The organism is Polyangium mundeleinium (assembly GCF_028369105.1).
GTDB classification, from domain to species: domain Bacteria; phylum Myxococcota_A; class Polyangia; order Polyangiales; family Polyangiaceae; genus Polyangium; species Polyangium mundeleinium.
Genome location: NZ_JAQNDO010000001.1, coordinates 9,059,786 through 9,081,440 on the forward strand (window position 1 = coordinate 9,059,786; position 21,655 = coordinate 9,081,440).

19 protein-coding genes are annotated in these 21,655 nt (G+C 69.4%); 5 read left to right on the plus strand and 14 right to left on the minus strand.

The window, feature by feature from the left end:
* Positions 1-115 precede the first annotated feature (115 nt).
* The 5 genes from POL67_RS35900 to POL67_RS35920 all read right to left on the minus strand — a co-directional run bounded on the left by POL67_RS35900 (position 116) and on the right by POL67_RS35920 (position 5,245).
* The gene (locus tag POL67_RS35900; protein WP_308789566.1) at positions 116-1,489 is read right to left on the minus strand and encodes a sigma 54-interacting transcriptional regulator; all 1,374 of its coding nucleotides are present in this window, start codon (positions 1,487-1,489) and stop codon (positions 116-118) included.
* Positions 1,459-2,949, minus strand: coding sequence for a sensor histidine kinase (locus tag POL67_RS35905; protein WP_271925141.1), 1,491 nt, complete (start codon positions 2,947-2,949; stop codon positions 1,459-1,461). Before POL67_RS35905 ends, POL67_RS35900 begins: the two co-directional genes overlap by 31 nt.
* Positions 2,950-2,990: 41 nt before the next feature.
* Positions 2,991-3,680, minus strand: a complete 690-nt coding sequence (locus POL67_RS35910; protein ID WP_271925142.1) for a class I SAM-dependent methyltransferase — start codon at positions 3,678-3,680, stop codon at positions 2,991-2,993.
* Between the two features lie 7 nt (positions 3,681-3,687).
* Complete coding sequence (locus tag POL67_RS35915) at positions 3,688-4,059, minus strand: NlpC/P60 family protein (protein ID WP_271925143.1); 372 nt, start codon at positions 4,057-4,059, stop codon at positions 3,688-3,690.
* An 82-nt stretch (positions 4,060-4,141) separates the two neighbouring features.
* Complete coding sequence (locus POL67_RS35920; protein ID WP_271925144.1) at positions 4,142-5,245, minus strand: glycosyltransferase family protein; 1,104 nt, start codon at positions 5,243-5,245, stop codon at positions 4,142-4,144.
* A gap of 60 nt (positions 5,246-5,305) precedes the next feature.
* Here POL67_RS35920 and POL67_RS35925 point away from each other — a divergent pair, with 60 nt between their 5' ends.
* Together POL67_RS35925 and POL67_RS35930 are read left to right on the plus strand one after the other, a co-directional pair.
* The gene (locus POL67_RS35925) at positions 5,306-6,112 is read left to right on the plus strand and encodes a Nif3-like dinuclear metal center hexameric protein (RefSeq protein WP_271925145.1); all 807 of its coding nucleotides are present in this window, start codon (positions 5,306-5,308) and stop codon (positions 6,110-6,112) included.
* Between the two features lie 101 nt (positions 6,113-6,213).
* Positions 6,214-7,167: an oxidoreductase gene (locus tag POL67_RS35930; RefSeq protein ID WP_271925146.1), complete on the plus strand. Its 954-nt coding sequence runs from the start codon at positions 6,214-6,216 to the stop codon at positions 7,165-7,167.
* On the opposite strand, the gene POL67_RS35935 is transcribed toward POL67_RS35930, so the two are convergent.
* Complete coding sequence (locus POL67_RS35935; protein ID WP_271925147.1) at positions 7,157-8,005, minus strand: helix-turn-helix transcriptional regulator; 849 nt, start codon at positions 8,003-8,005, stop codon at positions 7,157-7,159. The genes POL67_RS35930 and POL67_RS35935 overlap by 11 nt on opposite strands.
* 81 nt (positions 8,006-8,086) lie before the next feature.
* On the minus strand, positions 8,087-11,953 hold the full coding sequence (locus POL67_RS35940) for a serine/threonine-protein kinase (RefSeq protein WP_271925148.1): 3,867 nt from the start codon (positions 11,951-11,953) through the stop codon (positions 8,087-8,089).
* A gap of 765 nt (positions 11,954-12,718) precedes the next feature.
* Here POL67_RS35940 and POL67_RS35945 point away from each other — a divergent pair.
* Entirely contained in the window at positions 12,719-13,333 is a 615-nt protein-coding gene (locus POL67_RS35945; protein WP_271925149.1) for a hypothetical protein, read from the plus strand.
* 174 nt (positions 13,334-13,507) lie between these two features.
* Here the strand turns inward: POL67_RS35945 and POL67_RS35950 are convergent, their stop codons facing one another.
* Together POL67_RS35950 and POL67_RS35955 are read right to left on the minus strand one after the other, a co-directional pair.
* Positions 13,508-14,725, minus strand: coding sequence for a hypothetical protein (locus tag POL67_RS35950; protein WP_271925150.1), 1,218 nt, complete (start codon positions 14,723-14,725; stop codon positions 13,508-13,510).
* A gap of 72 nt (positions 14,726-14,797) precedes the next feature.
* Positions 14,798-14,962, minus strand: a complete 165-nt coding sequence (locus POL67_RS35955) for a hypothetical protein (RefSeq protein ID WP_271925151.1) — start codon at positions 14,960-14,962, stop codon at positions 14,798-14,800.
* A gap of 376 nt (positions 14,963-15,338) precedes the next feature.
* Between POL67_RS35955 and POL67_RS35960 the strand changes: the two genes are divergently transcribed.
* Entirely contained in the window at positions 15,339-15,869 is a 531-nt protein-coding gene (locus POL67_RS35960; protein ID WP_271925152.1) for a M28 family peptidase, read from the plus strand.
* Here the strand turns inward: POL67_RS35960 and POL67_RS35965 are convergent.
* From POL67_RS35965 to POL67_RS35985, 5 genes are all read right to left on the minus strand, one after another.
* Positions 15,853-16,362 carry an SRPBCC family protein gene (locus POL67_RS35965; protein ID WP_271925153.1) on the minus strand — a complete coding sequence of 170 codons (510 nt, stop codon included), beginning with the start codon at positions 16,360-16,362 and terminating at the stop codon, positions 15,853-15,855. The two genes, POL67_RS35960 and POL67_RS35965, sit on opposite strands and share 17 nt — an antisense overlap.
* Complete coding sequence (locus POL67_RS35970; protein WP_308789567.1) at positions 16,343-16,726, minus strand: helix-turn-helix domain-containing protein; 384 nt, start codon at positions 16,724-16,726, stop codon at positions 16,343-16,345. Before POL67_RS35970 ends, POL67_RS35965 begins: the two co-directional genes overlap by 20 nt.
* Positions 16,711-16,911 carry a hypothetical protein gene (locus POL67_RS35975; protein WP_271925154.1) on the minus strand — a complete coding sequence of 67 codons (201 nt, stop codon included), beginning with the start codon at positions 16,909-16,911 and terminating at the stop codon, positions 16,711-16,713. Before POL67_RS35975 ends, POL67_RS35970 begins: the two co-directional genes overlap by 16 nt.
* 421 nt (positions 16,912-17,332) lie before the next feature.
* Positions 17,333-17,719 (minus strand): hypothetical protein, encoded by a 387-nt coding sequence (locus POL67_RS35980; protein ID WP_271925155.1) that lies wholly within the window; start codon positions 17,717-17,719, stop codon positions 17,333-17,335.
* 369 nt (positions 17,720-18,088) lie between these two features.
* Positions 18,089-18,805: an SMI1/KNR4 family protein gene (locus tag POL67_RS35985; RefSeq protein WP_271925156.1), complete on the minus strand. Its 717-nt coding sequence runs from the start codon at positions 18,803-18,805 to the stop codon at positions 18,089-18,091.
* A 473-nt stretch (positions 18,806-19,278) separates the two neighbouring features.
* Between POL67_RS35985 and POL67_RS35990 the strand changes: the two genes are divergently transcribed.
* A complete protein-coding gene (locus POL67_RS35990) occupies positions 19,279-21,627 on the plus strand; it encodes a helicase-related protein (RefSeq protein WP_271925157.1) in 2,349 nt (782 codons plus the stop codon).
* The last annotated feature ends 28 nt before the right edge of the window (positions 21,628-21,655 follow it).

Here is a 21,655-nt window from a genome sequence, read left to right on the forward strand (position 1 = left end):
AATTGCAAGGAGCGCGCCACGCGGATCCGGGCCGAACACCGGCGGGATCGGGGGCCCGACGCGCGCCGCGAGCGCCGTGTTTCGCGGCGCTGTTGCATTCTGCGACGGAGACGCCTCAGTCGCTCGTGCCGTACCGCGCGAGCTTGCGGTACAGCGTGGCGCGATCGAGCTTCAGGAGCTCCGCCGCGCGCGTCTTGTTGCCGCGCACCGCCTCGAGGACCCGCAGAATGTACCGACGCTCCACTTCTTCGAGCGGCAAGAGCTCCGCGGGATCGTCCGTGGCCACCACCACGTGCTTGGCCTCGTGGGTGCGGATCTTCTCGGGCAGATCCTCCGCGCCGATCTGCTCGTACGTGGCGAGGGCGACGGCGCGCTCGATGCAATTGGAGAGCTCGCGGACGTTGCCCGGCCACGCATAACTCATGAGCTTGTCGGCCGCCTCGGGGGACAAGCCCGTGACGGGGCGCCCGGTCGTCGCGGCGAACTTCTCCACGAACCGCTGCGCGAGAAGCAAGATGTCCGTGCCCCGCGAGCGCAGCGGCGGCATCTCCACCTGGACGACGTGGATACGATAATAGAGGTCCTCCCGGAATCGGCGCTCCTCCACGGCGGCTTCGAGATCACGATTCGTCGCGGACACGATGCGCACGTCCACGGCCACCTCGTCGTCGCCGCCGATGGGACGCACGGTCCTCTCCTGCAAGGCCCGCAGGAGCTTCGGCTGCAGGCCGAGCGGCATGTCGCCGATCTCGTCGAGGAAGAGGGTCCCCCCGTGCGCCTTTTGAAAAAGGCCCGTGCGCGCCGCGCGCGCGTCGGTGAAGGCGCCACGGACGTGGCCGAAGAGCTCGCTTTCGAGCAACGCCTCGGGCATCGCCGCGCAGTTGATCGCGACGAACGGCCCGCTGCGCCGCGCGCTGCGCCGATGCAGGGCGCGCGCCGCGAGCTCCTTGCCCGTGCCACTCTCGCCCGTGATCAGCACCGAGGTATCGAGATCGGCCACCCGCTCCAGCAGGTCGGTCGCCCGCTTCATCGCCGCGCTCGCCCCGACCATCTCCTCGAACTCGCGCGCCTCCGCCGCCGCGCGCCGCAGCCGCCTCACCTCGTCGCGCAGCGCCCGGTGCCGCACCGCCCGCTCCACCGCGATGCGCAGCACTTCGAGCTCGAAGGGCTTGGGGAGGAAATCGTACGCGCCCGCGCGGATCGCCGCGATCGCCGTGTCGAGGCTGCCGAACGCCGTGATGACGATGACGGGCACGTCGGGCCGCGTCCCGACGATCCGCTCGCAGAGCGTGAGGCCGGTCATTCCCTTCATTTGCAGGTCGGCCACGACCACATCGAAATCCTCGGTCGCGAGCAGGTCGAGCCCCTGCTCGCCGCTCGTCCGGTACGACGTGACGAACCCGCGCTTCTTGAGCCCTGCGTCCAGCAGATCGCAGACGTCGGGCTCGTCGTCGATGATCAGGACACGCCCGGGGATGCTCGGCGGCACAAGGGCAGGTATACGCGAAACCGGCTGCCTTTGCCCGCCTCGCTGTCGACGCGGATGAACCCCTCGTGTTCCTGGACGATGCCATAGGAGACCGAGAGCCCGAGCCCGGTCCCTTCGCCCACGTCCTTGGTCGTGAAGAAGGGTTCGAAAATATGGGCCACGACGTCGGGAGGCATCCCCTCGCCCTCGTCGAGGACCTCGATGCAAGCGTACGTGGCCTCGTCCCCGCCGATGTCGCCGGGAGGCGCCGCGCGTTCTTCGTGAACCTTCACGCAGAGCCGCCCGCCTGCTTTCATGGCCTGGATGCCATTGACCACCAGGTTCGTGAGCGCCTGCTGGATCTGCTCGGCGTCGGCGTCCGCCTCGACGGGCGCTTCGCCGGTCTCGATCTCGATCGACACCGTCCGCTTGTCGGCGAGCGGCTTGAGGAGCGACACGGTGCGCCGCGTGATGGCGCGGAGGTCGAGGCGTGACTTCTCGGCGCCTCGCCGGCGCGCGAAATCGAGGAGCTGGCGCACGATGCGGATGATGCGATCGGTTTGCTCGGCGATGGTGCGCGCGTTCCTCTCGACCTCCTCGGGGCTCGTCCCGTCCTCGCAGAGCATCCGCGCGCGGCCCGAAATGACCTGGAGCGGCGCCCCGAGCTCGTGCGCGATGCCCGCGCCCAGCTTGCCCACGGTCGCGAGGCGATCGGCGTGGCGGAGCTGCTCGAGCGCGCTGATCCGCGCGTCCGTCTCCCGCGCCGCGCGCGCGTTGGCCTCCGCGAGGCGGTCGCACATGAGGTTCATCTCGTGGGCGAGCTGGCCGATCTCGTCGCGCTGGGAGAGCGCGAGGCGCGCCGAGAGGTCCCCCGCACCGACGCGGCGCGCCTGCGCGATGAGGCTCTGCATCGGCCGGCCGACGAACCATACGCCGAGGCCCGTGGCGATGAGCCCGCACACGAGCGCGACCGCGAGGTTCGCGAGGAACGTGTTGAACAGCGCCGTCCGCACGTATTGCTTCTCGCCCGCCAGCGATTCCGCGAGCTCGATGGCGCCGAGCGATCCTCCGCCTTCCGCGACCACGGGCACGAACGTGACGAGGTGCTCTTCGTTCACGTCGTCGAGGCGCGGGAGCCTGAGCACGACCTCCTCGCCCCTCGCGACGGGCTCGAGCGCGACGCGGGGCGCGGCGGGGGCGTCGACGCTCTCCGCGGGCACGTCGAGCGAGACCCAGCGAATGCGGACATGGCTCTCGCGCTGGTTGGCGAGCTGCACGACGGCGCGGGCGCGATCACGCCCGTCGGCTTGATACACCTCGGCGACGGCTGCGGCGAGGACGCGGCCATAGACGTGCGAGTCGTGGCGAATGTCCGTCTCGAAGAGCGTGATCAGACGCCGCACGCGGGTGTAGGCGTGCACGGCGACGACCGCGAATACGCCCAGGATGAGGGCGATGGCGAGCTTGCGGGCGAGAATCACCGCGGGATCGTACCATGGCGCGGTCCTTCGCCCGCATCCTCTCAGCGCCCCGCGATCCAGCCGTCGAACGTCCCCTCCCCGCGTGCGCTCCCTGCGTCGACCTTGATCCACAGATTGAGGAACGCCGTCCCCGCCGTCCTTTCGGGGTATTTCCGGTACGTCGCCGGCACCCGCGCCCCGAGCCCGTGGAACGTCACGATCCGCGTGCCCACCGGCAAAACGTCGAGCGCCGCTTCCACCCGCGCCGTGTCCTCGCGAAAACGCGCCTCGGTCAGCGGAATGGCGTCGTCGAGCCGCCTCGCCTCGGGGAAGATGTTTTCCTCGAATGGGTTGCAAAAATAGTACGCCCGGTACGTATCCCAATCGATAGCGTCGAGCGTGCCCGGCCGCACCTCGGCTCGACCTGCGAGCCCGAGCACGTCGATCACCTCTGTCGCGGTCTCGACGAGGGCCGCGCGGTGCTCGATTCCATGGAACACCGCGTCGGTCGTGAGCGCGCCCGCGATGCAGAGCTTGCCCACGCCCGCGCCGACGTCGAGCACGGGCCCGCCTGCCTCGGCGAGGAGGCGGCTCACCTTCCGTGCGACGACGAGGGGGGTCCAGAAGCGCGACGAGACGCGCCGGATGGGCTCGGGGAAGAGCTGATCGAAGGCGCGATCGGAGACGGGGCGCCCCGCGCGGACATCGTCGATCATCTTGTGGAGATCGACGTCGAGGTGGGGGCGCGTCATGCGAGGGTCAGAAGCCGGTGTACCGCAGGAACGCGTCCGGCTTCTTGCCGCCGTACGAGCCGTTCCAGTAGCCCTTCTTGTAGTTCGCCTCGGCCACCCCCGTCGAGGTCTGCGAGCCGATGAACGTGCCCTGATCCGGGTCGAGCACGATACCGATGTGTCCCGGCCAGTGGACGAGATCACCGGCCTGGGGCTCGGTCACCTTCTGGAAGTAGGGCGAACTGCCGAAGTCGTTCGCCAGCATGTAAGGGAACTTCGGGTTCACCGAAGCCCGCAGCACCGCGACGACGAACTGGTTGCATTTCATCTCGGCGTAAGAGATCTCCCGGCCTTGCATCTGCTCGTAGTTCCGGGCCACCTGCGCAATGTCGTATCCCATGGAAGACTCCTCCCGCTTCGCGAAGAATGGTCGGGAGTTTACACGCGCATCGGCGAGATGAAAACCCCCTTTTGGTGAATCCTCAGGGGAAACGTGCACGGAGCGCCGCGGCAAGGGCCGGGGCCGCATCGGGCAAGGGCCCGCGGCAGGCACGACGCGCAGCGTCGAAGAGGGCCTCGGGGCGCGACAACGCAGCGCGCGCTTCCGCCTCGTCCGCGAGCCGAACGCCGAGGCCGAGCGCCTCGACGTCCAGGGCGAGGCGCACCGACTCGGGGCTCCCGTGCAGCGGGAAAACGGCGAGCGGCACGCCGGCGATCGCGGCCTCGGCGAGCGTCGAATACCCGGCCTTCGCGAGGACGAGATCACAGGCGCCGAAATAACTTTGCGGGTCGGGCGTGATGGCAGGGAAATGGACGAGCGGGCCGCGCGGCGGCGGATCGGCGGCGTGGGAGGGCACGAGGAGCCGGACGCCCGAGGCGGGCGCGGAGGCGGAGAGGACGTCGTAAAGAACAGCGTCGAGGCTGCCGCCGAGGCCAAGGCCGAGGAGAAGGTCCCCTTCCGGGACGCCGAGCTCACGGCGAACGGTCGCGCGATCCCGGCGCGGGCGGCGCGCGAGGACGCCGTCGATGTCGTGGAGGGTCGAGAGTCCGGCGAGCGGCATTGCGCCGAGGCGAAGGCGATAACCAACGCGCGCGCGGGCATACGCGTCCGCGAGGATCGCGTCGAGCTCCCCGCCGAATCGGCCGGCATACATGTCGAGCCAGGTGAAGTTCGAGCAAAGGACGGCGGGCACGTCCGCGCGCGCGGCGGCGAGGAGCGCGGCGGCGGGGACGTCGGCGACGACGAGCGCAGCGCCGAGGGACACGAGGCGCTGGGCCTCGATCGCGACGAGGCGGGGCAAATCCGCGCGCCACGCGGCGAGGGCCTCACGGGAGCGGTCGAGGTCGAAGTCGAGGGCGCCGGCGCGCGGGGCGAGGCCGGGATCGAGCGAGGCAAAGACGACGTCGACGGGCGCCGGGAGCAAGGGCAACGCGGCGCGGATCATGGGCGCAGCGGCGCCGGCGCAGAGCGTGACGGAGGCGCCGTCCTCGGCGAGGCGCGACGCGAGCGCGAGCATGCGGGCGGCATGACCGAAGCCATGATCGGAGGCGTAGACGACCATACGAGCGGGGGGTGCCGCGGGCATGGCCCTCTGGTAGCGCAAATCGGCGCGGCGGGGGCGGGCTTTGTGATAAGAGCAGACCTCATGCGCCTCTCCGACGTGCTCCCCGTGCTGGAATCGATCGCCCCTCTCCGGTTCGCCGAGGGCTGGGACAACGTGGGCTTGCTCGTCGGGGATCCGGCCGCGGAGGTCCGCGCGGCGCTGCTCTGCATCGATTACACGCCCGGCGTGGCGGCCGAGGCGCGCGAGAAGGGCGTCACGCTCGTGTATTCGTATCACCCGCCGATCTTCGAGGCGATGAAGCGGGTGGTCTCGCCGGGGCCGATCTTCGAAGCCATCCGGGACGGGATCGCCATTTATTCACCGCACACGGCGCTCGACGTGGCCGAGGGCGGGACGAACGATTTCCTGGCCGACCTGCTCGGCCTCGGCCGCGGCCTGCCCGCGCGCCGGCCGATGCGCGCGCCGGGAGCGAAATGCGGTCCTGCGCCAGCGGGAGAATCGCTCGGGCTCGGGCGCATCGGCGAGCTCGAAGCGGAGGTGGCGCGCGACGAGCTTTTGGAGCGCATCAAGCGAGGCCTCGGAATCGAGGCGTTGCTCGTGGCAGGGCCGACGACGGGGAGGGTGCGCACGGTGGCGGCGAGCGCAGGCGCCGCGGGCGCGATGGTCGAGGACGCGCTCGGCCAGGGGGCGGAGCTTTACCTGACGGGCGAGATGAGGCACCACGACGCGCTGCGGGCGGCGAAGCTCGGCATGACGGTCGTGTGCGCGCTGCATTCGAACAGCGAACGGGCCGTCCTGCCGCGGATCCGGGAGCGGATCGCCGGCGCGCTGCCGGGGCTCTCGGTGTTCGTGAGCGGGGCGGATCGGGATCCGTTCGTCGTGCGGTGAGATCGAAGCTCGTGCGCCTCGTGGGTCTCATCCTGGTGGTGCGAGTCCTAGGATGAATTCACGCTCTTTTGGGGCGGCGTCGCAGGCGTTATGCCTGGGCCATGACGACGAACCAAAGGCCTTTGCATTCGGGTTTTGGCGCGCAGACGACGGCGCGTGAGGTGATCGGCGACAGGAGGCTCGACGGAGCCATCGCCGTGGTCACGGGCGGGTACGCGGGCATCGGACTCGAAACCACGCGCGTGCTCGCGGCCGCCGGCGCGACGGTGATCGTTCCGGCGAGAACCCCCGACAAAGCGCGCGCCGCGCTCGCGGGCTTGGAGCGCGTGGAGATCGAACGCCTCGACCTGGGTGATCCGGCATCGGTGGACGTGTTTGCCGCGCGATTCTCGGCGTCCGGCCGCCCCATCCACATGCTCGTGAACAATGCAGGCATCATGGCGACGCCGCTCGTGAGGGACGCTCGCGGGTTCGAATCCCAGCTCGCCACGAACCACCTCGGCCACTTCCAGCTCACGCTCCGGCTCTGGCCCGCGCTGCGAAAGGCCCAGGGCGCGCGCGTCATCTCGTTGTCCTCGGGAGGGCACGCGTATTCCGGCGTCGACTTCGAGGATCCGTTTTTCGAGCGGCGACCTTATGACAAATGGATCGCCTACGGCCAGTCGAAGACGGCCAACGCGCTCTTCGCGCTCGCGCTCGACGCGCGCGGCGAGGCCCATCGTGTCCGCGCGTTTTCGGTCCACCCGGGCGGCATCGTCACCGAGCTCATGCGATACATGTCCGACGAGGAGGTCCGCACGGCCGTCGACACCTTCAGCGCCGTATCGACCTTGAAGAGCGCGGAGCAGGGGGCCGCGACGAGCGTCTGGTGCGCGACGAGCCCACGGCTCGAAGGCATGGGCGGCGTCTATTGCGAGGACGTCGACATCGCCGCGCCGGTGCCCGCCGATTCCTCCGAGCGACGTGGCGTGCGGCCGTGGGCGATGGATCGGGACCTGGCCGAGCGGCTGTGGACGCAAAGCGAAGCGTGGACCGGCGTGACGTTCACCGCGTGACGCGCCGGCACAACGTTTCCGCGCGCGTGGTGCTTTCTCCGGGTCGCGGCGAATAAAACGAGACGCGGAGCACGTGACCGTCGGGGTCCGCGTGCAGGAGCGTGACGTGCTCGAATTCGATCACGCCCACGTCCGGGAGGACGAACACCTTCAACCCTTCGGGGACCTCGGCCACGTCGTGCTCGCCCCAAAAGCGCGCAAACTCCGGGCTGACGCGAGAGAGCTCCGCCACGAGCGCGTCGAATTCCGTCCGATCGGCGGCGCGCGCGGCGTCGAGGCGAAAGCCGGCCACGGCGCGCCGCGCGTCCTTTTCCCAGCCCGGCATGCGCGCGCGCCGCTCGGGGTTCATGAACATCGACCAGAGCCCATTGCGCTGCTCGACGGGGAGCGCTCCGAGGTCTCCGAAGAGGATCACCGCCGGCTCGTTCCAGGCGAGGATGTCCCACCGGCTCGTGAAGACCAGCGCCGGAAAGGGATAGGCATCGAGCACCCGCTGCAGGATGACGCTCACGGCGTCGGGTGAAATCGTCGGACGCGCGGCCGGCCTTCCGTGCGCGAGGTCGAAGAGATGCGCGCGCTCCGTCGGCGACAGGCGAAGGGCAAGCGCGAGCCGCTCCAGCAACGGCTCCGACACGTGGATGTCCCGCCCCTGCTCGAGCCAGGTGTACCAACTCACGCCGACGTCCGCGAGACGAGCGACCTCTTCACGACGGAGCCCCGGCGTACGCCGCCGAGCGCCCTCCGGCAAACCCACGTCCGCCGGACGAAGGCGCGCCCGCCGCGTGCGGAGGAATTGCGCGAGCTCGACGCGCCGTGGCAAACGAGGCGTATCCGTCACGAAGGGGCACGTTACGCGATCGGCGCGGCGAACGGGAAGTGTTGTCGCGGCGGCTCGGCGCGTGGATTCGCCTTCCCAATGTTAAGCGGCGGCCTGCTCCCAGGCGGCCGAAAGGGCGAGGAGGCACGCGTTCTCGGGTACATTCTCCAAAAAGCTCCGGCGTAGCTCGGGGTCCTCGATCTTCGCTGCGCGCGAGAGCAAGACGCCGCGGGCCTCGAACAGCACAGTCCGCGCGCGGGCGTGATCGCCCGTCGCATGCAGCGCCTCGGCGTGGATGAGGCGTAGGAACATGTCATGAGGTCCGCCCCCACCGCCCGCATCGAGCTGCGCGACCGCGTCCTCGGCGATGCGCAGCGCCTCATCCGCGCGCTGCTGCTGGAGGAGGACGGCCGCGAGCCCCGCCGCCGCCGCCGCGCGCCAGGGCGTGGTGCCCGTGAGGATCTCGGCGGCCGCGCGCGCCTCGCGCTCTGCCTCGCCGAGATCCCCGAAGCGCAGAAGGACGGAGGCCAGCGTCGCGTGGACGATACCCATCAAATACTGGTAGCTGGGCGTATACGCGGAGCGCAGGATGCTCCGGAGCAGCGCGCGCGCGTCGTCCAAGGCCCCCCGACCCGCGAGCACACAGGCATAAAGCCACTTCCCCCATATCGCATAGGTGGCAGCCTCCGCGCCCTCCTCGAGCACGTCGCGCGCTTCCTGGTCCGCGCGCCCGTACGCGCCGAGGGACAAGTAACACGCCGCGACAATCAGGCGAGCCCATGGCATGTGCTGCCGCTCGCCGGCCTCCTCGTAGCTCGCCACAGCGACTCTTGCAGCCAAAAGGGAGCCCCATGGATCCCCCTCGACGTAAAGCGTCTCGCTTCGAGCCACGTGCAGCCCGCCCCGCACCGCGGGATCGTCCGCCGAGATGGGGCTGCCGAGCTGCTCCATCCGCGCCGCGCAAAGCTGGGCCAGATCACGCCTGCCTTGCTGCAGCAAGGCTTCCCAGGCGAGCCCGAGGGCATGGACGAGCTGCCGCACGCCCTCGGGGCCCGGATCCAAGTCGACGAGCGAAAGCACGTCTTCCCTGCGCACGGTGCGCGTGCCGAGCGCAGTCGTGCTCGCGAGCTTCCACGCCATGGCCGTGATCCAGAGCGTCGTGCGCGGCGTGGCCAGGCCCAGGATCTCCGCCATGGCTGTCGCGACCGAGGCCCAATCCCCTCTCCACCCGTATGCCTCGCCGAGGACGAACAAGAGGGATGCACGCAGCTTGCCCGAGGCTCCGCAGCCGAGGCCGCGCTCTGCGCAGGCAATGGCTGCACGTAGATCCGCCCCCTGGAGCATCTGCCTCGCCGCCGCGAGATACCACGTCGCCGCGCGCTCCGGACTCTTTCCCCGCTCGAAATGCTCGGCCAGGCGGAGCGCGTCCTCCTCGCCCCCTTGCACGAGCCACTCCCCCGCAAGCCGATGCCCGAGGGTGCGGTCGGGCTCCGTCAGCATCGCATAGGCTCCCTCCCGCAAAAGCGAATGCCGGAACGAATACTGCTCCTCGCCCGGAAACCTGCTCGCCTCGCTGCGCTGCAGCACCTCACGCGCGGCCAGCATTTCGAGCCGATCGTGCGCACGTAGCGCCTCGTCGCCCCCGCCGAGGAGGTGCGCCACCCCGCCGCACCAAAAAACCTCCCCGAACACGCTCGCCGCGCGCAGCACGCGCCGCGCGTCGGACGGCAGGGCGGCGAGGCGCGCCTCGACCATGGCCAGCACGGTCTCCGGCAATTGCTCGGCGCGCCCCTCGGCGACCGCCCGGATCAGCTCTTCGAGGAAAAATGGATGCCCCGCGGCGCGCGTCACGATCTGCGCGATCGTCCGAGGATCGGCCGCGTCCCCGAGCGCGCTCCGGACGAGCTTCTCGGCGGCCCGCGGGGTCAGCTCGCCCAGGCGAATCTCGGACAGCACACGCTTGAACCATACCTTCGGAAAAATGTCGTGCACCTCGGGACGGCCGAAGGCGGCCACGAGCAGCGGCTTGCCTGCGAGGTCCCGGAGCGCCGCGTCGACGAGCTTCACCGAGGGAAGATCACCCCAGTGCAGGTCTTCGAGGACGAGCAAGACCGGGTGCGCACCACATTCGGCAGCCATGAATCGTCTCCAGGCAGCGTCGATCTGATTGGCCATGAGCCGCGCGTCGAGGCGCGCGGCGCGGAGCTTCGCGCTTTCGGCGTCCGGGAAGGGCGTGCCCGTCATCTCGCCGAAAAATCCGGCCACGTCGCGGACCTCGGGCTCGGCCACGTGGCGCGCGACCCGCTCGGTGAGCTTGCGCCTGCGCTCCTCGATCGGCTCGTGCCCCGCGATCGCCGCCGCATACCGCAGCGCCGAGCCAGCCAGGGAAAACGCCGAGCCTTTGCTCATTGCGTCACCGCGCCCGATCCACACGTCGACCCTTTCCTGGCGCTGTCCGACGGCGCGGACGAGCTCCTTGCGGAGGCGGGATTTTCCGATTCCGGGCGGTCCTGTCACGAGCGCCACGCGCGCGACACGCTCGCCTACGGCTTCGTCGAGCAGGTCGAGAAACGCGCGCAGTTCTCGTCCGCGCCCCACAAAGGGGCTCGGTTTGCCGAGCAGTGTGCGCGCGGCCTCGCCAATGGCTTCCTCGCTCCGGAGCTCGAGCCCGTCCGGCACGCGCACCACAACAAACCGCATATCGAGCAGGCTCTGTGTCACCTCGTCGACGAGCACCCGGCGCCCCGCCGTGCGCAAGAACATGGCGGCCCGATCGAGGACCTGTCCGACCGGCAGCTTTTCCTCGAGCTCGCCGAGGCCGGTGGCGACCGCAATCGGCGTATCCGGCGTGCGCAGGCGAAGCTCCAAGGCACACCGCGCGGCCCGCGCCGCCGCATCCGCGGCGCTCGCGGCGTTCGTGAAGACCAAAAGCATCGAGCCGTCTACCAGCCATTCGATCCGCGCCCCGAACGGCGCTGCGGCCGATTCCAGCGCCTTTCGGCGCGCGCTCGTGTAGCTCGCGGCGAGCGTCTCGTCCATGGCCGCGGTATCCTCGCTCGGCGGGCCCACGGCGACGATGCCGAGCAAGCGCTGCTCGCTCCTCGTCAGGGCTTCGGCGGGCGGCGCGTCCGAAAGCCACGAATACGCCTTGCCCGTGTCGAGGTGGGCGAGCGCGTCCGCGACCTCGCCGGCATCGACGGGCCGATCTGCCGGCTCCTTCGCGAGCATACACGCGACCAACGCTTCGAGGCTCGCCGGCACCTCGGGCCGAAGATCGCGCAACAAGGGCGGTTCCTCGAGCAACACCTTCGCCAGGATGGACATCACGTGATTCCCGGCGAAGGCAGGCCGCCCGGTCAGGCATTCGAAGAGCACGGCGCCGAGCGCGAACACATCGACGCGCGCGTCGAGCGACGGGGCTCCGTACGCCTGCTCGGGCGCCATGTAGCTTGGGGTCCCGAGGACGACGCCCGTCCGGGTGAACCGGGGGGAGAGGCGCATGCGTGCAAGGCCGAAATCGAGCAATTTGACGCGATCGAGCGCGCCCTCCACGAGGAAGACGTTGCTCGGCTTGATATCGCGGTGCACGATGCCGCGCGCATGCGCCGTCGCGAGCGCCTCGGCCGCCGCGCCGATCGCCGCGACGCTCTCCGCGACCGTCAGTCTGCCGCGCAAAAGCCTCGCGCCGAGATCCTCTCCGGCGAGCCATTCCATGGCGAGGAAGGGCTCGCCCGCGCTGGTGACCCCGTGCGTGACATACCGGACGATGCCCGGATGATCGAGCCCGGCGAGGACACGTGCTTCCCTATCGAAGCGCGCGACGTCGCTCGGCTCGTGGTCATGCAGCACCTTGATGGCCACCGGCCCGCTCACGAGGCGGTCGTGCGCCTGGAAGACCGAGCCCATGCCGCCCGAGCCGGCCATCCGCTCGATGACGAACCGACCGTCGATGACGTCCCCCGGCCGCATGCGCACCTCCGGCGCGGAAGAACCTAAGCCCGCGCGCGAGGCGTGGTCACGGATTCGTCGTCGCGAACGGCAGGCCGGAGGAGGCGTCCCGAAACCCGTCCGCCCGGCGCCCGCTTCCATCTCGCCGCCCCCGCCTCCACCGTTGCCCTCGCGTCTCCAAACGTCCCGACACCCGCGCGTCACCGTGACGCGCCCCTCTTCGAGTCTTCGAACACCCTCGCGTCACGTTCTCCTCCGGCTCTCCGAAGCTTCGAACACCCTCGCGTCACGTTGACCAGCGCCCGTTGGAACGACCGATCCCCCGCGCGTCACCGTCTCCACCGGCTCTCCAAACGTTCGATCACCCCCGCGTCACCGTGACGCGTGCCCGTTCGAACGTTCGAACACCCTCGCGTCACCGTCTCCCGCGCCCCCTCGAACGTTCGAACACCCTCGCGCGCCCGAAACCTGCTCGTCCTACGTGGGCTTTTCCGTCAATTGTTCACGGATCCCACGACGTTGCATCGCCCGCGTCGCGGCCCTGACGTGATCCATCCCATCGAGCCCATCGGGAGGAGAAGGCATGGCCTCTCGACCTCGGCCCAGGGTAGAGGCCGGCCGGCCCGTGTGTCGCATCTCGGGGGCCAAAACGCGCGCTCGTCCGCAGCCGGCCGCGAAGGTAAAGTTGCAATGAGCGAGCTACGGCTTCCCGGGCTAAACTATAATGCCTGGCTTCATCCCGGGTCGCAGAACCTGCTCCTTGTATCGCCGGATCCCGCCACGCCGGTGCTCCATCTGGGTACCGTGGACGCAGCGGGCAACGTCGCGATGTTCGCCGATATCCCCTCGGCGGCGCGGCTCGGGAGCCTCGGCGACGTCGTCTACTTCGCCGCCGCCGACAACACGCCCGACGCGCACCTCTGGAAGACCGACCGCACCGCGGCCGGGACGGTCGAGGTGATGACGATCCCCGAGAGCCCCTGGCTGGACGGCTTTTTGGGGTATCCCATGCTGAAAGGCGCGATCCTGGCCCGCAGCAACGGGAAGCTCGTCCTGATCGGCCCCGACGAGCTCCCCGACGCCGGCCCGGACGCGGCGACGAGCGGCAGCGGCGGCAGCGGCGGAATGGCGAGCGGCAGCGGCGGCAGCGGCGGCGCCGGCGGAATGGCGAGCGGCAGCGGCGGCGCCGGCGGCAGCGGCGGAATGGCGAGCGGCAGCGGCGGCGACGAAAGCACCCCCGCGCGGGCTGATCCGAGAGGTTTCCCCCCGCGCGCGCTTGCGCTCCCGCTTGCGCTCCCGCTCCCGCCTCCGCCTCCGCTTCCAAACCCGCTCCCGCCCACGCTTGCTCTGCTACCGCATGAAGAGCAGGCGGCTCAACGGCTCTTCCACGTGTCCGGATGACGCCGCAGGTGCATGACCGCGACAATCTCTATTCTGCCAGACGACGGCCGCGACGGTCAGCGCCAGGAATGCACGGAGCACCGGGTCATCGTATCACCGCGAGGCCCGTGGCTGCCCGCGCGGATTCGCCAGTCGCACCGACGAGCCCGTACTGCGCGGCACGCCCGCGCGAGATCACAGGGGGACCCGCATCAGCGTGCTGCCCTCTTCCGTGTAGTGGTCGAGGTACACGTGTTCGCCGTCGAAGGTGCCGATCGTGAGGCTCGCTCCGGGGAAGCGGGCGAGTTCCTCGATCGGACCGCCCTGCAGCGCCACGCGGCGCAGCGCCTGGGACTCGATCTGGCCCTCCGGCGTCTTTTGATACGACACGAAGTAGATCCATTCGCCGTGCAGCGTCGCCTGCGCGAAGCCGTCGGCGAGCGCCGCGATCACGCGGTGGCTGCCGTCGAAGCCGATGTCGACGAGCGCGCCGTCGTCGACGACGAACCCGCTCGCGTGCACGCCGAGCCCGCGGAACGGCCGCGTCGAGTACCGCTCCGGTGTGTAGCCCGGGTTGGCCGTGATGCAGATCGCGGGCTGGATCGTGCTCGTGGTCCCGCTCGCCGGGTCGTGGCGGCGCAGCGCCAGCGAGAGCAGCGGCGGGAAGCAGTCCGCCCCGTGGTCGCACGGCGGCGATCCGAGGTTGCCCGAGAGCCCGATGAACTCGCCGTCGACGAGCGCGTAGTGCCGCGTGGCGAAGTCGAACACCTCGAGCTCGCCGCCGGCCGCCGCGATCCGGGTCGGTCGGGTCTCCCAGCCGAGTGGGGTGTCGCGCATCAGCCCGTGGATCCGGCCGTCCGCGAACACGAACGGGTGCTCGGGGTCGTAATTGAGGCCCGAGTACGGCGTGACGAACAGCTGCTCGTGCGAGCCGTCGGGGAGCAGCCGCAGCAGCCCGCCGGTGACCGCCGACGAATACGATTTGGCGACCACGAACAGCCCCTCGTGCGTCGGCAGCAGCGCGCTCGGGAAGTTCTCGACCGGCAGCTCCCACAGCGTCGTCACCTCCGCCGTCGCGCCCTTCGTCGCGGCGACGCCCCACTGCCGGTCGACGCCGTCATCCTGCTGGAGTACGACGCCGATCGCCAGTCCGTCGCCCGTCCACGCCATCGTGTTCATGTAGCGGAGCTCGTCCGAGGTGAACAGCGCCTCCGGCGTGCGCGGCGCGCAGACCACCTCCGAGAACGTGTATGGACACAGCACGAAGTGCGACCCGAGCGGCTTCCAGTCGGCGGGCGGCGCCTCCGCCTCCGCGGCAGGCTCGAACACGCATTGCGTCTCCTCGACGACGTTCTCCGACGCGCACCCGGACAGCGCCGCCGCTACTACGCATGAAAGTCGTGCGTGTCTCATCGCCCCTCCGACCGAATATCCTATGATGGCCCGGAGGCCTCCGCCCGCGCAAGAAGCGGCTGGATGACAATGTTACTGGAGCCCGGCGGCGCCGCGATCGTGCCGGCGAACACGATCGGGCGAGGGATCGACGAGGCCGCCCGCGAACTCGATCTCGCCCTCGATCGCGGCGCGGCCGTCCGCCGTTGGGTCGCCGGATTGATCGCAACTTCGCACGCCCTCGCGCGTGTGGAGCATAGAGGATTCCTCGTGCTCGAGGGCAATTTTCTCGCATTGGTTCTTCCTGTGTACCTAGCGGAAGCACATGCGTGCGCCAAGCTGCTCGAGCCCATGGTGCGGCGTCATGTGCGCTGCACCGTCAAGCACGACCGCACCGAGCGGCGCGAGGGCCCCGCGGAGCGCCTTGACGCCTCGTACACGCTCGGAGAGGAGCATGCAAATCTCGTATAAGTTCGAGCTATTAGTCCTCATCCTAGCCGCAAGCAACGGTACACAATCAGATCCCTCTTGCCGCTCCCGCTACCGCATCCGCTTCCGCCCACGCATCCGCTTCCGCCCACGCATTCGCCCCCCTCCGCCCCCCTTCCCTGATGCGGGTCACACGGGAGGCTCCATGCGCATCTGGATCGCCATCGCTGCTCTTCTCGTCCTGGCGGTCGAGTTGACGATGTTCGCCGAGCGGCTGCCGACGCCTCGACCTGCGAGCGCGCCGCCGACCGAGTTCTCCGCGGAGCGGGCGATGGTGACCCTGCGCGGGCTCACGGACCTCGGGACCCGCGTCTCGGGCACGCCGAGCGCGCGGGCCGCGGCGGAGCGGCTCGCCGCCGAGCTACGAACGCTGCCCGGCGTCGAGGTCGAGGTCCAAGAGGCCGCGGGGACGCGCCAGTTCACGGACACGCCATTCCCCTACTCGATGTTCGCCTACCGCACGATCAACGTCATCGGGCGCCTGCCGGGTCGCTCGCGCGACGCTGTGCTCCTCAACGCTCACGACGATACGACCGGGTCGAGCTTCGGCGCGGGCGACGACGCGTTCGGCGTGGCGGCCATCATGGAGACGATGCGGCGCATCGACACCCTGTTCACCCGCACCTCGGCCCCTGCGCGCCACGACCTCACGATGCCCCCTACGCGCCCAGCGTGACGAGCACCTCGTCCAGTTGCCCGAACGTCTCGCCCATCCCGTCGTACGCCCCGGAGGCCAGGGCAGCATCGCGAACTTCCTTCGAGCGATAGAGCTCGTGCAGTACCAGCAGCGTCTTGTCGCCTTTTTCCTCGAGGGTCACCGTGGTGACGGCCCCATCCTCGCCGCTCTCGTCATTCGTCCACACGATTCGCGAGTGCGGTGTCACTTCGATGTACTTGCCGAAGAACGCCATCGTCTTGGTGCCGTCGACGTCGAACACGAGTCGGTAGCCGCCTCCAGTACGGATATCCGCTTCGTAGGAGAGCAGGGCCAGCGGCATTGACTTCGGCACCCACCACCGCCTGAACAGCTCGGGCGTGGTCCACGCCTGAAAGACGATGCGCGCCGGGGCGTCGAAGGTTCGCGTGACGACGATCTCGCGCTCGGACTTCGGTTCCACCGTCGTGCGATTCTTCGTGGTGTCGGGCTCACTATCTTTTTTTGCGTTCATCGACCTTCTCCTTGCGTTTCAATTCCTCGATAACCTTGTCCAGCTCGTCGAAGCGTGAGCCCCAGAGCTGGCGGTACCCTTCGATCCATGCCGTTTCTGACTCCAGTCGGCTCGGGCCGAGCTTGCAGGTCCGCACGCGCCCGACCTTCTCCGTGGCCACGAGGCCGGCTCGCTCCAAGACGCCGACGTGCTTCTTCATGCCCGTGAGGGTCATGTGGAACTTCTCGGCAAGCTCCGTGATCGAAGCGTCTGCGCGTCCGAGCTGCTCCAGAACGCCGCGCCGGGTTGCGTCCGAGAGAGCGGCGAAAGAGGCGTCGAGGCGGGCATCCGAATGCTGAACCATGTGGTTCAGTTTGTAACGCACCGATTCGCCGCGTGCAAGGTGAGATCGAGCGCGCGTGGCTGATCGCCACCACCACCAGCGGATGCCACGACCGACATCGCGAACGCGCTGCGCCCGCTCACGCCCAGAATCGTCGCCAACGACTTCCTGGTCTTGCGCGGCGTCGCCGTGTCGGGCGGCGGGATCGCGACGTTGCCTTCGTTCATGGCGCAGCCGTACGTCGCGATCGGTGACCTCGTACGCGTCCTTCCGCCGCGCGGAGCTTCAGGCCGGCCGGGTAGGGCTGATCGCCAGATTGCGTGGACATGCTTCCTACGCTCGAGCCCGCGCTCAACTCCGTTGGCGAAGCCGGCACGCTTCTGCCGAGCTGGTCCAGCCGCGACGTCCTGCAGCTCGCTCCGAAATTCTGGGCGCTTAGGGTGAGCAACCCGCCCAATTGCCCTCGCGCACGGACACCGTCACCGCGACGCCACCGCCGCGGCTGTATCCCCAGCTACAGCATGACACCATCCCCCGTGGGTCTCGCGCTGAACGTCGAGTTCTTTATCGAGTTTTCTTGCACGGCGAGCACACCTATGCATCGGCGCCTGCAAACAGCAAGCGCGAGACGTTCACCGAAGCCGCCCTTCATCGTTGTCCCAGCCGGCGCGCCTTGAGGAACGGCAAGCAGAATTGCCCAATAGGCACCCTCTTGCGCATTGGCGGTCCACGCGCCGAGAGCCCTGCACGGGCCAATCCTTCGCGAATTGCATCCGGTATGAGCGCGACATTTCGCCATCGCATCGTGCCCGCGCACTTCGGGCACACCGTCACGTCGATGGCAAATACATGCCGTAGAAGCCACGCCCACGGCTTGCGGCGACCGTTCGCGTCAGAATCGTCACCTACATTGAAAAGCTCACCGAACAGCGGCAACTGCCATGCAATGCGGAAAGCGCGTTGGAAGGACCCAGGCGCGGCGCCATCGCGCACGTCGTGCCAAACGAAAGGCGTGCCGATGGCCGACCGCTTCATCGCTCATCCCTGACGGCCGCCCCCCTCCGCCATGGCGGCCGCCACACCTGGCAAGGCCCATCGCCTATCCGGCACTCGACCTGCCCCCCTTCCTCAACAGCGGTACACAAACAAATCCCGCTTGCCGCTCCCGTTCCCGCTACCGCTACCGGGTAGTGGCCGGTTGTGGCAGAAGCGGGAGCGGCAGCGGGGGTGCTGCCCGACTTCGGGCTGAGTGCCGAGAATATTGCGGCCTTCCGGGACGGCCTGGTGCCGCCCCGGAAGGCCGGGGCGGCGACTGCAACATGGAATGCAAGATGCCGCCGCGTGAGCGCGGGAGGGGCTGCTCGCGGCTGCGACGGGTAGCTCGGGCCGGGCGCCAGGCGCCGGCTACTCGTTCGGTGCCCAATGCCCGACGTCTTCGTGCGTGATGACCTTGCCCACGCGATCGCTGTCCAGGAGGAATCCGAAGGCTCTCTTGGCGTCACCCCGGCTCACGAGGAGCAGCTCGAGATACTCGCGAAAATGAATGAGCGCCGAGTCGTCGTACTCGTACCTGTCGTACGCCGCCGCCAGGACCGGATCGGGCTGGCCATTGAGCGCGAAGGCCACGTTCACGGTGGGGTAGAACATCTCGAACCCGCGATAGATGACCGCTTCCCGGTCTGCGAGAGCCGCCTTGTAGGCCTCGAGCATCCCGACGACGCCAGACCCGGAGTTGTTGTTGTTGAAGCTCTCGTCCAGGAAGGCCCGCTTGATCGACGGGATGAGGATGACCCCATCGGGATGCATGGCGTCGCCGTTGTTGCCACCGTAGAACCAGCCTTCGTCGAAGCTGCCTCCTGACCGCTCGACCTCCTCGCGAACGAGCCGGGCTCGCTCCTCGTACTCCTCGTGGGTTTTACGGATCCACAGGAGCTGAATGCCCCCGCAGGCCTCGTAGAACTCCGTGATCGCCGCCCCCAGCGGGTACCCGAGGGCCCGCTCGACCTCCTCGATCTCCGAGGGGTCCGGCGGACGCACGAGGTAGTGAAGCACATCGATCTCCGGGTCCCGGCGAAGCTCATCCACCATGCCGTCGAATCTTGCGATCAGGTCTGATGCCATACCATATCTTCTTTATCGTCCAGAGTTTCGTTGAGGTCTGGTGAAAAAGCAATCGTCCCTAGCGCCGACCCGCGTCGACGTACGGTGTCCGGTCCGCCGCGATCGACCCGCAGCTCGAGGACCGAGCCTGCCCCCCTGCGCCTGCGCCCGCGCCCGTTGCGACGCCTGCACCGTCGACCCGGTGCCATCGCGCACGTCGTGCCAAACGAAAGGCACGCCGATTGGCGAGCGCTTCATGGATCATGCCCGACGGCCGCCACCCTCCGCCATGGCGGCCGCTACACTTGGCATGGCCCATGGCCCATCCGGCACTCGACCTGCCCCCCTTCCTCAAAAGCGGTACACAAACAGATTCCACTTGCCGCTCCCGCTTCCGCTGCCAAGCCCGCTCCCGCTCCCGCTCCCGCTCCCGCTCCCGCTCCCGCTCCCCCCTCGCGTGCGCCTCCCGCCGTCCGCGCTACGCTCGCCCCGCGATGATAGGCTCCGCGGTCACGGCCGTGCTCGGCCCGACGAACACCGGCAAAACGCACCGGGCCGTCGAGCGCATGCTGGAGCACGCGTCCGGGATGATCGGCTTGCCGCTCCGGCTCCTCGCGCGCGAGGTCTACGATCGCATCACCGCGCGCCTCGGGGAGCAGCGCGTCGCGCTCGTGACGGGCGAGGAGAAGCGCATCCCGCGCCGCGCGCACTACTGGGTCTGCACGGTCGAGGCGATGCCGCGGAACCTCGAGGTCGAGTTCGTCGCGGTCGACGAGATCCAGCTCGCCGCGCATCCGCAACGCGGGCACGTGTTCACCGAGCGCCTCCTCGATGCCCGCGGCACGAAGGAGACCTGGTTCATGGGGGCCGCGTCGATGCAGCCCCTGATCGCCGAGCTCCTGCCCGCCGCGCGCATCCAGACGTTCCCGCGGCTCAGCCGACTCGCGTTCGCGGGCGCCGAGAAGCTCGCGCGGCTGCCGCAGAGGAGCGCGATCGTCGCGTTTTCCATGCAGGAGGTGTACGAGGTGGCCGAGCGGCTGCGGGCCACGCGCGGCGGCGCGGCCGTGGTGCTCGGGGCGCTCTCGCCGCGCACGCGCAATGCGCAGGTGGCCATGTTTCAGTCGGGCGAGGTCGAGTACATCGTCGCGACCGACGCGATCGGGATGGGGCTGAACCTCGACGTGAAGCACGTGGCATTCGCCGCGCTGCGCAAGTTCGACGGCCGCGACGTGCGGGACCTCGAAGCGGCCGAGATCGGGCAAATCGCCGGACGCGCCGGGCGCTACACGAGTGATGGTTCGTTCGGGACCCTCGCGCCCCTCACGCTGCCGCAAGGCCTCGCGAACGCCGTGGAGGGGCACCGGTTCCCCGCGGTGCGGCGGCTCGTCTGGCGGAACGCCGATCTCGATACGAGCTCGATCGACGGCCTGCTCGCCTCGCTGCGGCGCTCGCCGGGGCGGCGCTCGCTCTTGATGCAGGAGAGCGCCGAGGACGCGGCGGCGCTCGCGCGGATGGCCCAGGATCCGACGATCCGGGCACGGGCGCAGGGGCGGGAGGCGGTGGAGCTGCTCTGGGAGGTGTGTCGAATCCCCGATTATCGCAAGCTGCTCTTCGAATCCCACGTCGCGCTGCTCGCGGAGATTTTTGCCCACCTCGCGGGGCCGCGGGCGTGGCTCGACGAGGCGTGGATGGATGAGCGCGTGCGGGAGATCGACGATCCCGCGGGGGACATCGATACGCTCATCGCGCGAATCTCGGCCATCCGGACGTGGACGTATGTGTCGCATCAAGGCCGCTGGGTGAAGGACCCGACGGTGTGGCAGGAGCGGACCGCGGCGATCGAGGATCGGCTGAGCGACGCGCTGCACGAGCGGCTGGTGCAGCGGTTCGTCGAGAAGAGCGGCGGCGGGACCAAGGCGCGGTCGACAGGAAATGCGCGCAAAGCGGCGCCCACGCGGGCGGAGCTTCGCGCGATGGACAAGGCGAATCCGTTTGGAAAGCTCGCGGCGCTCAAGGCGCCGCAGGCGCGCGAGGCGGGCGGGGCGTCGACGGACGAGGCGCGCTGGGTGGAGGCGGTCGTCTCGGCGCGGCACGTGTCGATCGAAGTGGATGCGTCGGGGCGCATCACGTTCGAGGACGGGCGCGAGCTCGGGCGGCTCGTGCGGGGATCGAGCCTGCTCTTGCCGGACGTAAAACTCGCGCCCCTGCTGGAGCTCGGCGCGGGGGCGCAGACGCGTATCACGCGGCGGCTCGTGGCGTTCGCGCGAGATCTCGTGGAGGAGCTCTGCGCGCCGCTCCGGGCGCAGGCGCCGCGCGGGCTCGGGGCCGCGGCGCGCGGGATCCTTTATCAGCTCGAACAGGGGCTCGGGACGGCGCGGGCCGAGGACGCGGCGGCGCAGATCGCCGAGCTCGCGCTGGAGGACCGAGACAAACTCGCGGCGGCGGGCATCGTGGTGGGCGCGCGGGTGCTCTATGTGCCGGCGATGCTCAAGGGCCCGGCACTTTTGCGGCGGAGCGCGCTCGTTTCGGCATTCGCGGGAGCGAAGGCGCCGCAGGCGCCGGGACCGAGCGTGGTGTCGGTGCCGGTCACGCGTCCCGCGGACGCGCCGCTCCATACGGCGCTGGGATATCCGGTCTTCGGGCCTCGTGCGGTGCGCGCGGACGTGGTCGAAAAGGTGCTCGCAGCGATCGAGGCGGAGGGGGGCCTGCCGCCGGCGGGAAAGCTCGCGGGATGGCTCGGGTGCCCGGCGAAAGAAGCGGCGAAGGTCGGCGCGGCGATCCTGGGCGAGGCGCGCGGCGAGCCGCGGATGGCCCCGGCCCCCGCGGATGCAGCGAAAGTGTAAATTCGAGCGAAAACGTGCCGAGGATCGG

Excerpts from the sequence above, each read along its gene's own strand:
- POL67_RS35925 (WP_271925145.1), top strand. The coding sequence starts at position 5,306 with ATGCGCCTCTCCGACGTGCTCCCCGTGCTGGAATCGATCGCCCCTCTC.
- POL67_RS35955 (WP_271925151.1), bottom strand. The coding sequence starts at position 14,962 with ATGCTCCACACGCGCGAGGGCGTGCGAAGTTGCGATCAATCCGGCGAC.
- POL67_RS35980 (WP_271925155.1), bottom strand. The coding sequence starts at position 17,719 with ATGAAGCGGTCGGCCATCGGCACGCCTTTCGTTTGGCACGACGTGCGC.
- POL67_RS35985 (WP_271925156.1), bottom strand. The coding sequence starts at position 18,805 with ATGGCATCAGACCTGATCGCAAGATTCGACGGCATGGTGGATGAGCTT.
- POL67_RS35960 (WP_271925152.1), top strand. The coding sequence starts at position 15,339 with ATGCGCATCTGGATCGCCATCGCTGCTCTTCTCGTCCTGGCGGTCGAG.
- POL67_RS35950 (WP_271925150.1), bottom strand. The coding sequence starts at position 14,725 with ATGAGACACGCACGACTTTCATGCGTAGTAGCGGCGGCGCTGTCCGGG.
- POL67_RS35975 (WP_271925154.1), bottom strand. The coding sequence starts at position 16,911 with ATGAACGAAGGCAACGTCGCGATCCCGCCGCCCGACACGGCGACGCCG.
- POL67_RS35915 (WP_271925143.1), bottom strand. The coding sequence starts at position 4,059 with ATGGGATACGACATTGCGCAGGTGGCCCGGAACTACGAGCAGATGCAA.
- POL67_RS35940 (WP_271925148.1), bottom strand. The coding sequence starts at position 11,953 with ATGCGGCCGGGGGACGTCATCGACGGTCGGTTCGTCATCGAGCGGATG.
- POL67_RS35930 (WP_271925146.1), top strand. The coding sequence starts at position 6,214 with ATGACGACGAACCAAAGGCCTTTGCATTCGGGTTTTGGCGCGCAGACG.
- POL67_RS35990 (WP_271925157.1), top strand. The coding sequence starts at position 19,279 with ATGATAGGCTCCGCGGTCACGGCCGTGCTCGGCCCGACGAACACCGGC.
- POL67_RS35910 (WP_271925142.1), bottom strand. The coding sequence starts at position 3,680 with ATGACGCGCCCCCACCTCGACGTCGATCTCCACAAGATGATCGACGAT.
- POL67_RS35920 (WP_271925144.1), bottom strand. The coding sequence starts at position 5,245 with ATGCCCGCGGCACCCCCCGCTCGTATGGTCGTCTACGCCTCCGATCAT.
- POL67_RS35965 (WP_271925153.1), bottom strand. The coding sequence starts at position 16,362 with ATGAACGCAAAAAAAGATAGTGAGCCCGACACCACGAAGAATCGCACG.